Consider the following 13,903-nt stretch of genomic DNA (forward strand, 5'->3'; position numbering starts at 1 on the left):
GCTGGGGTTGAGGGGTTTGAAGGGGAGCGACGGATATGGCCGCCACTGAACAGACGATCGAACAGGTCAAAAACCTGGCGGAGGGGAAGTACAAATACGGCTTCTTCACCGATATCGAGTCGGAAACCGCGCCCAAGGGCCTGTCCGAAGACATCGTCCGTTTCATCTCCGCTAAGAAAGGGGAGCCGGAATGGCTTCTGGAATGGCGCCTCAAGGCCTATCGCCACTGGCTGACCATGGAAGAGCCGGACTGGGCTAAGCTGCACTACCCGCCCATCGATTATCAGGACAGCTATTACTACTCAGCGCCCAAGACGACGGCAGGGCCGAAGTCGCTGGACGAGGTCGATCCCGAGCTGCTGAAGACCTATGAGAAGCTGGGCATTCCGCTGAAGGAACAGGCTATCCTGGCGGGCGTTGAAGGCGCGGGCGACAGCCCGTCCATCGCGGTCGATGCCGTGTTCGATTCGGTCTCCGTGGCCACCACCTTCAAGAAAAAGCTGGAGGAAAAGGGCATCGTCTTCTGTTCCATCTCGGAGGCGGTGAAGACCCATCCCGATCTGGTGCGCCAGTATCTGGGTACCGTGGTCCCCTATTCCGACAATTACTTCGCGACCCTGAACTGCGCCGTCTTCACCGATGGCAGCTTCGTCTATATCCCCAAGGGCGTTCGCTGCCCCATGGAACTGTCCACCTATTTCCGCATCAACGCGAAGAATACAGGACAGTTCGAGCGCACGCTGATCATCGCCGACGAAGGCAGCTACGTTTCTTACCTTGAGGGCTGCACAGCCCCGCAGCGGGACGAGAACCAGTTGCATGCCGCCGTGGTGGAGCTGGTGGCCCTGGATGACGCGACCATCAAGTACAGCACCGTCCAGAACTGGTATCCGGGCGATGAGAATGGCAAGGGCGGTATCTATAATTTCGTGACCAAACGCGCCGCCTGCCGCGGTCGTAATTCCAAGGTAAGCTGGACTCAAGTTGAGACCGGTTCGGCCATCACCTGGAAATACCCGAGCTGCATCCTGCAGGGTGACAATTCGGTGGGCGAGTTCTATTCCGTCGCCATCACCAACAATATGCAGCAGGCTGATACCGGCACTAAGATGATCCATATCGGGAAGAACACCCGGTCAACCATCATCTCCAAAGGTATCTCCGCCGGCCGCGCCCAAAACACCTATCGCGGCCTGGTCCGCATCCTGCCCAAGGCCCAGAACGCCCGTAACTTCACCCAGTGCGACAGCCTGCTGATCGGCGACAAGTGCGGGGCGCATACCGTGCCTTATATCGAAAGCCGCAATCGCACCGCGCGGGTGGAGCATGAGGCGACGACGGCCAAGATCTCCGAAGACCAGCTGTTCTACTGCCAACAGCGCGGCCTGAAAGAAGAAGACGCGGTCGGCCTGATCGTGAACGGCTTCTGTAAGGAAGTGCTGAAGGAACTGCCCATGGAATTCGCCGTGGAAGCCCAGAAGCTGGTGGCGATCAGCCTTGAGGGCTCGGTGGGCTAAGCCCCGGATGAAGAGATGACGCGGGAAGGCCCAGCCCTTCCGCGATGAGATTTGAGTTGGAGCAGCAAATGTCCCTGATCGAAATCAAGAACCTGCACGCCACTGTGGATGGCAAGGCGATCCTGAAGGGGATCGATCTGACCATCAATGCCGGTGAGGTGCATGCCATCATGGGCCCCAATGGCGCGGGCAAGAGCACGCTGTCCTATGTGCTGGCGGGCCGTGAAGGCTATGAGATCACCGAGGGGTCCGTCACCTTCAACGGCCAGGACCTGCTGTCCATGGAGATTGAGGAGCGGGCCGCAGCCGGCCTGTTCCTAGCCTTCCAATACCCGGTCGAAATTCCCGGCGTGTCCAACACCACCTTCCTGAAGGAAGCGTTGAATGCCATCCGCAAGACGCGCGGGGAGACGCCGCTGGACGCCATGCAGTTCCTGAAGCTGATCCGGGCCAAGGCCAAGGATCTGTCGATGAACGACGACATGATCAAGCGCGCCGTCAATGTCGGCTTCTCCGGGGGCGAGAAGAAGCGCAACGAAGCGCTGCAAATGGCCGTGCTTCAGCCGAAGCTGGCCATCCTGGACGAGACCGACAGCGGTCTGGATATCGATGCGCTGAAGATCGTGGCCGAAGGCGTGAACCGTCTGCGCGGGCCTGAACGCGGCATGCTGGTCATCACCCACTATCAGCGTCTGCTGGACTACATCGTACCCGACGTGGTGCATGTGCTGGCCAATGGCCGCATCGTGAAGTCGGGGGGCAAGGATCTGGCGCTAGAGCTGGAAGCCAAGGGCTATGCCGAGTTTGGCGTAACCGAGGCAGCCTGATCCATGACCGCCCCCGCTGTGCGCATCAGCATCGAATATGACGTGCCGGTCACGGGACCGGACGCGGATATCGTGCTGGGCGGGCTGATGGCCTACAACGCCGCGACCCTGCCGCCGGCCCAGGGCCGGTTCGTCACGGTGGCGGGCGATGGAGAGACGGGGGCGCCGCAGGCGGGCCTGTCGCTGACCCAATGGGGACGCGACGCCTATTGCTTCTGGGGTGTCTGGACCGTTCCCGGCATCGATCCCGGCCCGGCCATCGCCGCCGTGCTGGCGCGGACAGAGGCTGAACTGGCCCGCCGGGATGTCGACCGTTTCATCATGATCGTGCGCGCGCATGATGACACCGCACCCTATCTGGCCGCCGGTTATGCGGTACGCCAAGTGATCGGTCCGCATATTCGGGGGGGTGTCTTCACCATCCTGGAAAGGCGGATCAGCAAGGGGGAGGCGACCACGCCCGCCGGATTTGCCCTGGCCATCCACGAACCGCCGCCCCGCCATCTGGCCAAGGAAATCTGGCGCATCACCGATGCCCGCCGGCAGGGCCTGCTGGGCTCGCCCGTGAAACTGGTGGCGGCTTACGTCCGCGATATCGTGACCAACGCCCCGCGCGGGGCCGCCCTTTGCTATGCCGTGGATAGCGACTTCATGGTCGACATGGTCTGGCTGGAGGACAGCCTGCGCGGGACCGGCACTGGTTACGCCATGCTGGCCGCCGCCCTGGATGAGGGGCGCAGGCTGGGCTGCACGCGGGCGGCGGTGGAAACGATGGATTGCCAGGCGCCCCAATTCTATCCGCTGCACGGGTTCCAGCGTTTCGGCCTTGCCGAATATGACGTGCCGGGCCTGAACATGAACTTCTACGACATGAAGCTTTGAACCATGCGCGACGAACAGAACCAGACGGCCCGGAATTTCGTGGAACAGGTGGTGGCACTGGCCCCCGCCCTGGTCGGCCCGCGCGCCGATGGCCTGGACCGGTTCGCCAAGGCGGGCCTGCCCAGCACACGGGCTGAAGCCTGGAAATTCACCAACCTGCGCGGTCTGGACAAGCTCACCCTGGGCCCCGCCCCGGATGCCGCGACCGTAACCGTGGATGCCATCCCGACCGCCCTGGACACCCCGGCCCCGCGTCTGGTGTTTGTGGCCGGGCAGTACCGGGCCGACCTGTCGCGCGTGGGCGACCTGCCTGACGGTGTGGTGCTGACAGCGCTGACGGGTGAAACCGCGCCCGTGGCCGGCGACGGCCCCTTCCGCGCCCTGAACAGCGCCCTGTCATCCCACGGTGCGGCCCTGCGCGTGGCTGCCGGTGTGACGCTGGCCAGCCCCGTGGAACTGGTCTTCATCGCCGCGACCAGCGGGGACAAGGCCGCCCTGTGGAACCCTCGCATTACCATCGACATTGCCGACGGGGCCGAGGCGACGGTGGTGGAACATCATGTCGGCGCCAATGCCGGCGCCTATATCAGTAATATCGTGGCCGATGTCAGCGTGGGTGCCAGTGCCCGCCTGCATCATTACAAATTGCAGGCCGAAGGGCTGGAGGCCTGGCATCTGGCCAACGTGTCCACCCATCTGGCCCAGGATGCCGTCTATGACACGTTCGTCCTGAACCTTGGCGCGCGGCTGGCCCGGCATGAGGCGCGGCAGGTGCTGGACGGTACGGGGATCGAGGCGCGGGTCTCCGGCGCCTATGCCATCACCGGCAATCAGGTCAGCGACATCACCACCCTGATCGACCATGCCAAGCCCCACTGCACCAGCCGTGAGGTGGTGAAGGGCGTGATCGACGGGTCGGCCCGCGCGGTCTTCCAGGGCAAGATCGTGGTGCGTCCCGACGCGCAGAAGACCGACGGCTATCAGTTGAACCGCGCCCTGCTGCTGTCCGACAATGCGGAGATCAATTCCAAGCCGGAACTGGAGATTTACGCCGACGACGTGAAGTGCAGCCACGGCGCGACCGCCGGGGAACTGGACGAGAACCAGATGTTCTATCTGCGCGCCCGTGGCATTTCCCGCGATGCAGCCCGCGTACTGCTGATCGGCGCCTTCCTGGACGAGGCTCTGGAAGAGATCATCGACGAGACGGTGCGGGCATATTTCCGTGCCCGTGCCGAAGCCTGGATGGGGGCCCGCTGATCTGATGCCCGACAGCCTGTCCCGCCGCCAGACCCTGACTTTGTATCGCCGCCACCCGGCGGATGCAGATGTCATGGCCTGGCTGCATGAGCGGGCGATGGTCGCGGAACGCGCGGCGCTGGGCATGGATCGCAAGCCGCTAGGCCTGTTCATCCGCGATATGGGTGGGGTGATTCAGGCGGGGGCCGTTGTCTGGCTCTATGGACCTGATGCCTATATGCATGTGCTGTGGGTGGACGCGCCCTGGCGCGGGCAGGGGCTGGGGGCAGCCTTGCTGCGCGCGGCGGAAAACGCGGCGGTCGCGGCGGGTGCCAGCCGGCTTTACCTATCGACCATGGGTTTCCAGGGGCCGGACTTCTATCCGCGCTACGGCTTTGAAAGCCAGGGCGTTTTCGCCGATTTCACCTGGGGCCATGACCGGCATTATTTCAGCAAGATGCGGCTGTCCACCGCCCCGGCATTGCCGCTGCCGGCGGGGCTGTATCTGCACCGGGCTGAATCGCCCGATCCGGCGGACGTTCAGGCTGTGGAAAACGGCCTGGACGCGCATTGGTACCTGACCATCCCCGACCCCTATACCGAACTGACGGTGGAAGCCGTGGATGGCGGTGGGGTGCGGGTGGCGGCGGGGCTGGCCGTGCTGGATGGGGCCTATCTGACCCTGGTCGATCTGGCCGTGGTGCCGCTCTGGCGCGGCAAGGGCGTGGGGCGACAGGTGCTGATGGAGCTGGAACGGCTGGGGGCAGAGGCCGGGTGCCGCTGGGCCACGGTGATGCCCATGGATTACCAATGCCCGGGCTTTTTCCTGCACCTTGGTTACGCCCGCCGCATGCGGGTGGAAAATTACCTTCTGGGCCAGGGCCGCGACTGGTTGCGGCGGGCCATCGGGGATGAATAATGTCTGATCTGTTGAACCCGACTCTGGGCAATGCCCCCTATGACGTCATGCGCGTGCGGCAGGATTTCCCGATCCTGACCCGTCTGGTGCATGAGAAAAAGGGCCGTGCCGGCAAGCCCCTGGTCTATCTGGATAATGGTGCGTCCGCGCAGAAGCCGCGCACCGTGATCGACGCCATGTCGCACCTGCTGGAAAACGACTACGCCAACGTGCATCGCGGCGTGCATTTCCTGTCCCAGCGTTCCACCGACCTGTATGAGGCAGTGCGCGACAAGGTGGCGAAGTTCCTGAACGCGCCAAGCCGGGAGAACATCGTCTTCACCCGCAACGCCACAGAGGCGTTCAACCTGCTGGCCAACAGCTGGGGCGGGCGGTTCCTGAAGGCAGGTGATGCCGTCATCATCTCCTGGATGGAACATCACGCCAATATCGTGCCTTGGCAGCTTCTGCGCGACCGTATCGGCATTACGATCAAGGTCGTGCCGGTGCTGGATGATGGCTCGCTCGACATGGCCGCTTATGAAGCGATGCTGACGCCAGAGGTGAGGCTGGTCTCCATCGCCCATGCCAGCAATGTGCTGGGTACCGTCAACCCCGCCGCCCGCATCGCCCGGCTGGCCCATGCCAAGGGCATCCTGGTCGCATTTGACGGCAGCCAGGCCGCCGTACATCAGCCCGTGGATGTGCAGGCCATCGACGCCGATTTCTATGTCTTCACGGGCCATAAGCTCTACGGCCCCACCGGCATCGGCGTGCTGTATGGGCGCAAGGAACTGCTGGACAAGATGCCCCCCTGGCAGGGCGGCGGCGACATGATCAGCACCGTCAGCTTCGAGAACACCACCTATCGCGAGGCGCCGTACCGGTTCGAGGCTGGAACGCCTGCCATCGTGGAAGGGATCGGTCTGGGGGCCGCCATTGATTATGTCTCGGCCCTGGGCATGAGCGCCATTCAGGCCCATGAACAACGTCTGCTGGCCTATGCCACGCACAAGCTGTCGGAGATCGACGGCCTGCGCATCATCGGCACGGCACCTGACAAGGCGGCCATCATCAGCTTCACCATGGACGGCATCCATCCCCACGATATCGGCACCCTGCTGGACCGCGGCGGGGTGGCGGTCCGGGTGGGAAGGCATTGCGCCGAACCGCTGATGGACCGGTTCGGGGTGGGGGCCACGGCGCGGGCCAGCTTTGGCCTGTATAATACCGAGGCGGAGGTCGATGCGCTGGTAGAGGCGGTCCAGGCCTGCAAAGCGTTCTTTGGGTAAGGCGGCAAAAGATGTTTGATGACCTTCGTGACCTGTACCAGGAAGTGATCCTGGACCATGGCAAGAACCCAAGGAACTTCGGCAGGCCCGACGCCTTTAACCGTCAGGCACGCGGGGATAACCCCATGTGCGGGGACAAGATCGCCATTTACCTGACCGTCGGCGACGATGGCACCATCCAGGACCTGCATTTCGACGGGCGCGGTTGCGCCATCAGTCAGGCCAGCGCCAGCCTGATGACCGAGATCCTGCGTGGCAAGTCGATGAAAGAGGCCGAGGCCCTGTTCGGCTATTTCCACGACATGTGCACCAAGGATGAGGATGAGCAGGGCGACCATGGCACCCTGGACGAGGATGCCACGGACAAGCTGGCCGTCCTGTCGGGCGTGCGCGAATTCCCCATGCGGGTGAAATGCGCCACGCTGGCCTGGCACACGATGAATGCCGCGCTGCATGGCGAGGCGACGACTTCCACCGAAAACGCGTCCTTCTGAGCGGACATTGATCATGAGCCACCGCCCCATCGCCCCCGACGTCTCCATGGGCAGCCCTGTGGACATCCCGGCGGATGAAAAGCTGCCCGCCGACGCCCCGCTTTATGATCGGGTGGTGGAGGCGTTGCGCACCGTCTATGACCCGGAAATTCCGGTGAACATCTATGAGTTGGGGCTGATCTACCGCTGCGACGTCGATGGTGACGGCGATGTCGAAATCGACATGACCCTGACGGCCCCTGCTTGCCCGGTGGCCGGTGAGATGCCGGGCCAGGTGCAGCAGGTGGTGGCCGCCGTCGAAGGCGTGGCCAGCGTCCATGTCGAACTGATCTGGGAACCCGCCTGGGACCCATCCCGCATGAGCGACGATGCCCGCATTGCGCTCAACATGTTTTAAGAGGAGGCGCAGATGGCCCGTGCATTGCCCAAGGCCCTGACCCTGACCGACGCGGCGGCCGAGCGCGTCAAGGAACTGATGTCCCGGTCGGACAAGCCCATCATCGGCCTGCGCGTGGGCGTGAAGACGCGCGGCTGTTCCGGCATGTCCTACTTCGTGGAGTATGCCGAGGAAAAGAAGAAGTTCGAAGAGGTGGTGGAGGATAAGGGCGTCACCATCCTGATCGACCCCGCCGCCACCATGTTCCTGATCGGCAGTGAAATGGACTATGCCGAAGACAAGTTCCAGTCCGGCTTCACCTTCAAGAACCCCAACGAGAAGGCGCGGTGCGGCTGTGGGGAGAGTTTTTCGGTGTAAGGGAAGTCCCCCCGTTCGTCATCCCGGCGAAAGCCGGGACCCAGGGGCCAAGCGCCCGACCTTTCAACTGCGCTTCTGGGCGCTGCCCCGACATTTGATCTTGTGGCCCCTGGGTCCCGGCTTTCGCCGGGATGACGCGTAAAGGGTCCGATGGATTTGATCCCATGCTTCCCCCCACCCTGTCCGCCGCCGCGGTCACCGTTCTGACGACCGCCGACGCACTCGAAAAAGCCCGGCTGTCCCGCGCTTTCGCTGCCGCGTGGCGCGAGGGCACTATCACCGAGCTGGGCCACGCAACCCCGCCCGCCCGGCCCGCCCGCCCGGCCAAGCCGGCACTGTGTCACCCCAAGGACATGCCCAAGCGTGGCAAGGGCCAATCGGCCGCCAACCGCATCGCCCTGCTGCATGCCATTGCCCATATCGAACTGAATGCCATTGATCTGGCCTGGGACATCCTGGCCCGGTTTCAGCATCTGCCCGACGGCACGCCCCTACCCATCGACTTCCACACCGATTGGCTGCGTGTCGCGGATGAGGAGGCGTTGCATTTCACCCTGGTGGCCGACCGTCTGGCCAGCTTGGGCGCTGCTTACGGCGACCTGCCGGCCCATGATGGGCTGTGGCAGGCATCGGAAGCGACGGCGCATGATCTGGCAGCTCGGCTGGCCGTGGTGCCAATGGTGCTGGAGGCACGTGGCCTGGACGTCACGCCCGCTATCATCGACAGCCTGACCAAAGCTGGCGACGCCGAAAGCGTGGCCGTGCTGCACATCATTCTGCGCGATGAGGTTGGGCATGTCGCCACGGGCCGCCGCTGGTTCCAGGTGGCAGCACAGACCATGGGGCAGGAGGCCGGCCCCTGGTGGCAGCATCTGGTCCGCACCCATTTCAAGGGCGAGTTGAAACGCCCCTTCAACGGAATGTCACGCGATCTGGCCGGGCTGCCATCGGATTGGTACGAACCGCTGGCCGCGAATTGATCCCCCCTATTGCTTTTGAACTATGTTCATACAAACAGGTCTGTGACATGCTGCACCGCAGGGTGGTTGATCAGGGGCGGGATACCATGCGGATCATGCTGGAGGCGGGGCTGTTGGCGCTGTGCGCCGTGCTGTTCCTGCTGATGACGGCGATTGCCGTAAAGGCACAAACCGCACAGCCACAGCCGGCTCAAGCCAAAGAGCAACCTCCCATGGAGGAGGAGATCATCGTCAATGGCCGGCGCAATGAACCCAGCTTTCAGGAAGAATGGGAAAATCACCGTAAGGAATATGATCGCCTGCGCAAGATTTTCGGCGATCCAGATGCCCCTAACCGCCGCCTGGACCGCATGACCGACACACCCAATCCTGACGGCGGCAAAAGCGTGATGCGTAGCCCCAGCAGCGATACGGTCCAGGGCCGCCCCAGTCGCCCCAACTGAACGACGCTGCGGATCGTTACAGCCTGTTTACAATGCATGTCTTGGCCCGATGGCGTGAAAAGGTAGGATGGCGGTCAGCAATCCAGCCCGATAACCGGAGCCATTATGCCCGCCGTCACCCGCCGCACCGCCCTTTCTGGCCTGTTCGCCCTGTCCGCCACCGCCCTGGCGCTGGAAGGGATCATGCCCCGTCTGGCCCTGGCCGGGCAGGACAGCCCCGCCGACAAGGCGCTGAACGACTTTCTGGAAAAGTGCTGGCAGGATGAACTGAGCCGCAGCCCGGAACAGCGCACGCGCATGGGGCTGCCGGGTCCGCATGACAGCTGGACCCTGGCGGATGAAGCATTTCGGCAGCTGAACCTGTCAATCACCGCCGACCAGCTGAAGGCCCTGCGCGCCTTTGACCTCAACGCCCTGTCGCCCACGGCCCGGGTTTCGTACAAGCTGTTTGAAGGGCAGTTGCAGCGGGCACTCGACACCTATCGCTGGCGCCACCATGGCTATGCCGTCAGCCACCTTCAGGGCGCCCATACCGACATCCCCTCCTTCCTGATCGGCTATCACGCCGTCAGCAATCCCGGTGATGCCCGCGATTATGTGAAGCGGCTGGAGGGCATTGCCGCCGTCATCGATATCGCGGCGGAGAATATGCGGCGGGAGGCCAAGGCTGGTGTCCTGCCCCCCGCCTTCAGCTTTGGCCGCATCAGTGAGGCCGCGCGCAACGTCATTTCCGGTGCGCCGTTTGAGAAGGGCGCCAAGGAAGACAGCCCGCTGCTGGCCGACCTGAAGGAGAAGGTGGGCAAGCTCACCATCCCGGCAGGTGAGAAGAAGGCTCTGATCGCCGCCGGCACCAAGGCCCTGATCCAGGGCGTGAAGCCCGCCTATGAGCGGTTCCTGGCCACCGTCGCCGAACTGGCAGCACAGCAGAAGGACAGCAATGGCGTCTGGGCCCTGCCGCAGGGGGCCGATTTCTATAAGGCCCAGATCAAGCTGCATACCGGTCTGGACATGGATGCCGACCAGATCCATGCCCTGGGTCTGGCCGAAACCGCCCGCCTGCATGGGGAGTTGCGCGAGGCCATGTCCAAGCTGGGCTTCAAGGGCAGCGTGCAGGATTTCTTCAATTTCGTGCGCACCGACCCGTCGGTCCGCTTCCCCGATACCGATGCCGGCCGCCAGGAATATCTGGCGACGGCCACCCGCTATATCGATGACATGGCGGCCCGCCTGCCGGAAATGTTCGGCACCCTGCCCAAGGCCAAGGTGGTGGTAAAGCCGGTGGAGGCGTATCGGGAGAAGGCCACGCCCAGCGCCTTCTACGAACCCTCATCCCCCGATGGCACGCGCCCCGGCGTCTTCTACGCCAACCTCTACGACATGTCGGTGCAGACGCGCCACGATCTGGAGGCTTTGTGCCATCATGAGGGACTGCCAGGCCACCATATGCAGATCGCCATCGCGCAGGAGGTGCAGGGCCTGCCCACCTTCCGTAAATATGCCTGGGACACCGCCTATGGCGAAGGCTGGGCCATGTATACTGAACGCATGGCCAAGGATTACGGCTTCTACAAGGAACCGCTGTCGGAGGCGGGGCGCATCATCTCCGAACTGTTCCGCGCGGGCCGTCTGGTCCTGGATACCGGCATCCATCACAAACGCTGGACCCGCGAACAGGCCGTTGCCTGGATGGACGAGAACACCGCCAACCCTATCGCAGACAACCGGACGGAGATCGACCGCTACTTCGTCTGGCCGGGGCAGGCGCTGGGTTACAAGATCGGGATGAACAAGATCCTGGACCTGCGGGAAAAGGCCAAGGCGGAACTCGGCCCGAAATTCGACATCCGCGGCTTCCACGACGCCGTCCTGACGAATGGTGCCGTCACCCTGCCCATCCTGGAGGAAGTGGTTCAGGGCTGGATCGATACCCGCAAGGCGGCGGCCTGATCATGGGTCATGGGATCGGGCGGCTTCAGAACCCCGATCCCGGCATGGCCAGATAGGCCAGCTCCGCCTCCGTGCTTTCCCGCTCCAGGATGGCGTTGCGGTGGGGGAAGCGGCCATATTGGGCGATCACGGCCAGATGACGGCAGGCATAGTCCAGCAGGGCCGGGTCACGGGTGCGGTTGGCGAACAGGCGCACGGCCAGCCGCTGATCCTCGATCCGTTCGGAATGTTCAAACGGCAGATAGATGAACAGGCGCTGATCCTCTGGCAGCATCAGGTCCTGTTCGCGGGCAATGGCATCGGTGGCGATGGCCAGGGCCACCGGGTCGGTGGCAAAGGCCCGCGCCGTTCCGCGGAACATGTTGCGCGGTGCCTGATCCAGCAGGATGCACAGGGCCAGCACCCCTTCCGGGCTCTCCGTCCAATCGGCCAGATCGCCATTGCCGGCGGCCAGATGCGCAGGCAGAAGCCGGTGCGTCACCAGCACATCAAAATCCGGCCCGCCACCAAACCATTTGGCGGGTCCCGCCTCCTGGAACCAGAAAGCCAGCACGCCGTCGATGTCACTGGCCCGCATCGGCCCCTCCCGTCACGCCGCCGCCCCCAGACGGCGCAGCGCCTGGGCGAGGGCGGCTTGTTCATCGCCCTGGATCGTGAACAAGAGATGCAGCCCTTCCTCGCCCGTGTCCAGGGTTTGGAAACCGATTTCGAGAGAGAGCGACGGAACCGACAGCTTTCCACGCGCCGAACGGCTGATACCGGCCACCGGCGACAGCAGCGCCCCACCGTTTGACAGGTCGCGCACGGTGACCTCATGCCGCCTGCCATCAATGGTGATAGTACCAACCGCATCCACCTTGAACCGCTGCGTCAGACGGCGGTCCACCTCGGCCATGGAGGTGCGGACGACGCGGACCAGCACCGACCGCAGGTCCGTGACGGAATGGGCGACATCGGCCGCCGTGACCCGGACGGTGCCTGCCCGGTCTCCCGTGGCCGCCGCTTCGTTGGAGACATCGGCGATACGGGCCGCCACCTCACGCGCTGCATCGGCGGCCTGCAGAACATTACGGCTGATCTCCTGAGTCGCCGCCCCCTGTTCCTCGATGGCGGCGGCGATGGCACCGGAGATACCGTCCATTTCCTCGATGGTACGGCCGATTTCGCGCACGGCATCGACGGAACGGCTGGTGACGCTGTTGATCTCGGCGATCTGCTGGGCAATATCCTCCGTGGCGCGGGCCGTCTGGGTGGCCAGATTCTTCACCTCCGATGCCACAACGGCAAAGCCCTTGCCCGCCTCGCCCGCGCGCGCCGCCTCGATGGTGGCGTTGAGCGCCAGGAGGTTGGTCTGGGCCGCGATCTCCTGGATCATGCCGGCCACGGCGCCGATCCGGGCCACGGCATCGGACAGGGTGGCGATAGTGGTCTGGGTCTCGTTGCCCTTTTCCACGGCCTGCTTGCTGACCTCAGCACTGTGGGCCACCTGGGCGCTGATCTCCCGGATGGAGGCGGACAGTTCCTCGGCGGCGGACGCCACGGTTTCGGCATTGTGCAGGGCCTGTTCGGCGGCGGCGGCCACATTCTGGCTGTTGTTGGACACCATTTCCGCCGACTGCGCCATGGCGCTGGCATGGGTATCCATTTCGCCGGTGCGGCCCGCCACCCGGTCCACGGCAGCACGGGTTTCCCCCTCCACCTTTTGGGCCATGGCTTCCAGCGCCTCGCGCTTCTGCCGCTCGGCCTCGGTCCGCTGGCGTTCCTGATCGGCACGCAGCCGCTGGGCCTCCGCCCCGCCCTGCTTCAACACGTCCACGGCACGGGCCATGGTCCCGATCTCGTCATGCTTGTCGGCGAAGGGAACCACCGGCGTGAAATCCTCCCGCGCCAGCACCTCCAGCGTCGCAGTCAGCCCCGCCATGGGCCGGACCACCCGGTTCAGCACCGACCAGACGCCCAGCACAATGGACGCGGCACCCAGGAGAAGCATCAGTTCAGCCAGCAGCACGGCACGGTCCGCAGCGGCATCCGCATGGTCATAAAGACCGCCGGCCTTGCCCACGCCGGTGTCGATCAGGTTTGAGATGTCACCGGACACGGGATCGATGCTCTGATAAAGCCGTTCCTTCACGAACTGGTCCAGGGCCGCCGCATCTTTTGCCGCCAGGATGGTGATCAGGTCGCCCACCACCTTGTCAGCCCTGGTCAGCGCCTCATGCGCGGACTTGATCTGGGCGGTTTCCTTGGGGTCCGGGTGGGGAACAGCGCTGAACCCTTTCCAGGCGGTGGCAATATCGGCCTGCGCCTTACGAACGGATGCCAAGCCTTCATCCCAACCGACATTGCCGTTTCGCACCTTATGCGAGGCATCGACAATGGAAACGGCATAGGCGTCGGCAATGATCTTCAACTCCCGCTGCGGCACCACGCGGCCATTATAAATTTCCTGAAGATCAGCCTGGGACACGTTCAGTGCACGCCAGGAAACAAAGCCATTGGCCAGCATCAACAAACCCAGCATGGCCAGCACGGCCAGCAAGGTCGCCTTGATCGACAATTTCATCACTGCCCCCAGTCCCCGATCCGGCGGTTTCCGCCGGCCCTTTGAACTTATAGCCTGGATGGGGAGG

At 63.8% G+C, this 13,903-nt stretch carries 14 protein-coding genes; 12 read left to right on the plus strand and 2 right to left on the minus strand.

Annotated features, from left to right (window positions below):
- Nucleotides 1-35: 35 nt before the first annotated feature.
- The 12 genes from sufB to C0V82_RS10990 all read left to right on the plus strand — a co-directional run bounded on the left by sufB (nucleotide 36) and on the right by C0V82_RS10990 (nucleotide 11,273).
- Nucleotides 36-1,517, plus strand: a complete 1,482-nt coding sequence (sufB, locus tag C0V82_RS10935) for a Fe-S cluster assembly protein SufB (protein ID WP_102112375.1) — start codon at nucleotides 36-38, stop codon at nucleotides 1,515-1,517.
- 68 nt (nucleotides 1,518-1,585) lie between these two features.
- Nucleotides 1,586-2,344, plus strand: coding sequence for a Fe-S cluster assembly ATPase SufC (gene sufC, locus C0V82_RS10940; protein WP_425438235.1), 759 nt, complete (start codon nucleotides 1,586-1,588; stop codon nucleotides 2,342-2,344).
- A 3-nt stretch (nucleotides 2,345-2,347) separates the two neighbouring features.
- Nucleotides 2,348-3,226 (plus strand): hypothetical protein, encoded by an 879-nt coding sequence (locus tag C0V82_RS10945; RefSeq protein WP_102112376.1) that lies wholly within the window; start codon nucleotides 2,348-2,350, stop codon nucleotides 3,224-3,226.
- A gap of 3 nt (nucleotides 3,227-3,229) precedes the next feature.
- Nucleotides 3,230-4,486: a Fe-S cluster assembly protein SufD gene (gene sufD / locus C0V82_RS10950; RefSeq protein ID WP_102112377.1), complete on the plus strand. Its 1,257-nt coding sequence runs from the start codon at nucleotides 3,230-3,232 to the stop codon at nucleotides 4,484-4,486.
- 4 nt (nucleotides 4,487-4,490) lie between these two features.
- A complete protein-coding gene (locus tag C0V82_RS10955; protein WP_102112378.1) occupies nucleotides 4,491-5,384 on the plus strand; it encodes a GNAT family N-acetyltransferase in 894 nt (297 codons plus the stop codon).
- Nucleotides 5,384-6,655, plus strand: coding sequence for a cysteine desulfurase (locus C0V82_RS10960; RefSeq protein ID WP_102112379.1), 1,272 nt, complete (start codon nucleotides 5,384-5,386; stop codon nucleotides 6,653-6,655). Before C0V82_RS10955 ends, C0V82_RS10960 begins: the two co-directional genes overlap by 1 nt.
- A gap of 11 nt (nucleotides 6,656-6,666) precedes the next feature.
- Entirely contained in the window at nucleotides 6,667-7,149 is a 483-nt protein-coding gene (gene sufU / locus C0V82_RS10965) for a Fe-S cluster assembly sulfur transfer protein SufU (protein ID WP_102112380.1), read from the plus strand.
- Nucleotides 7,150-7,162: 13 nt separating this feature from the next.
- Nucleotides 7,163-7,546: an SUF system Fe-S cluster assembly protein gene (locus C0V82_RS10970; protein WP_102112381.1), complete on the plus strand. Its 384-nt coding sequence runs from the start codon at nucleotides 7,163-7,165 to the stop codon at nucleotides 7,544-7,546.
- 12 nt (nucleotides 7,547-7,558) lie between these two features.
- Nucleotides 7,559-7,903 (plus strand): HesB/IscA family protein, encoded by a 345-nt coding sequence (locus C0V82_RS10975; RefSeq protein ID WP_102112382.1) that lies wholly within the window; start codon nucleotides 7,559-7,561, stop codon nucleotides 7,901-7,903.
- A gap of 164 nt (nucleotides 7,904-8,067) precedes the next feature.
- Nucleotides 8,068-8,883, plus strand: a complete 816-nt coding sequence (locus tag C0V82_RS10980; protein ID WP_102113373.1) for a ferritin-like domain-containing protein — start codon at nucleotides 8,068-8,070, stop codon at nucleotides 8,881-8,883.
- Between the two features lie 47 nt (nucleotides 8,884-8,930).
- Nucleotides 8,931-9,326: a hypothetical protein gene (locus tag C0V82_RS10985; RefSeq protein ID WP_054168611.1), complete on the plus strand. Its 396-nt coding sequence runs from the start codon at nucleotides 8,931-8,933 to the stop codon at nucleotides 9,324-9,326.
- A 105-nt stretch (nucleotides 9,327-9,431) separates the two neighbouring features.
- A complete protein-coding gene (locus C0V82_RS10990) occupies nucleotides 9,432-11,273 on the plus strand; it encodes a DUF885 domain-containing protein (RefSeq protein WP_102112383.1) in 1,842 nt (613 codons plus the stop codon).
- 25 nt (nucleotides 11,274-11,298) lie between these two features.
- Here the strand turns inward: C0V82_RS10990 and C0V82_RS10995 are convergent, their stop codons facing one another.
- Together C0V82_RS10995 and C0V82_RS11000 are read right to left on the minus strand one after the other, a co-directional pair.
- Entirely contained in the window at nucleotides 11,299-11,850 is a 552-nt protein-coding gene (locus C0V82_RS10995) for a DUF924 family protein (RefSeq protein WP_102112384.1), read from the minus strand.
- A 12-nt stretch (nucleotides 11,851-11,862) separates the two neighbouring features.
- Nucleotides 11,863-13,836 (minus strand): methyl-accepting chemotaxis protein, encoded by a 1,974-nt coding sequence (locus C0V82_RS11000; RefSeq protein WP_102112385.1) that lies wholly within the window; start codon nucleotides 13,834-13,836, stop codon nucleotides 11,863-11,865.
- Nucleotides 13,837-13,903 lie beyond the last annotated feature (67 nt).

Origin of the sequence: Niveispirillum cyanobacteriorum, from assembly GCF_002868735.1 — a bacterium.
Classification (GTDB): domain Bacteria; phylum Pseudomonadota; class Alphaproteobacteria; order Azospirillales; family Azospirillaceae; genus Niveispirillum; species Niveispirillum cyanobacteriorum.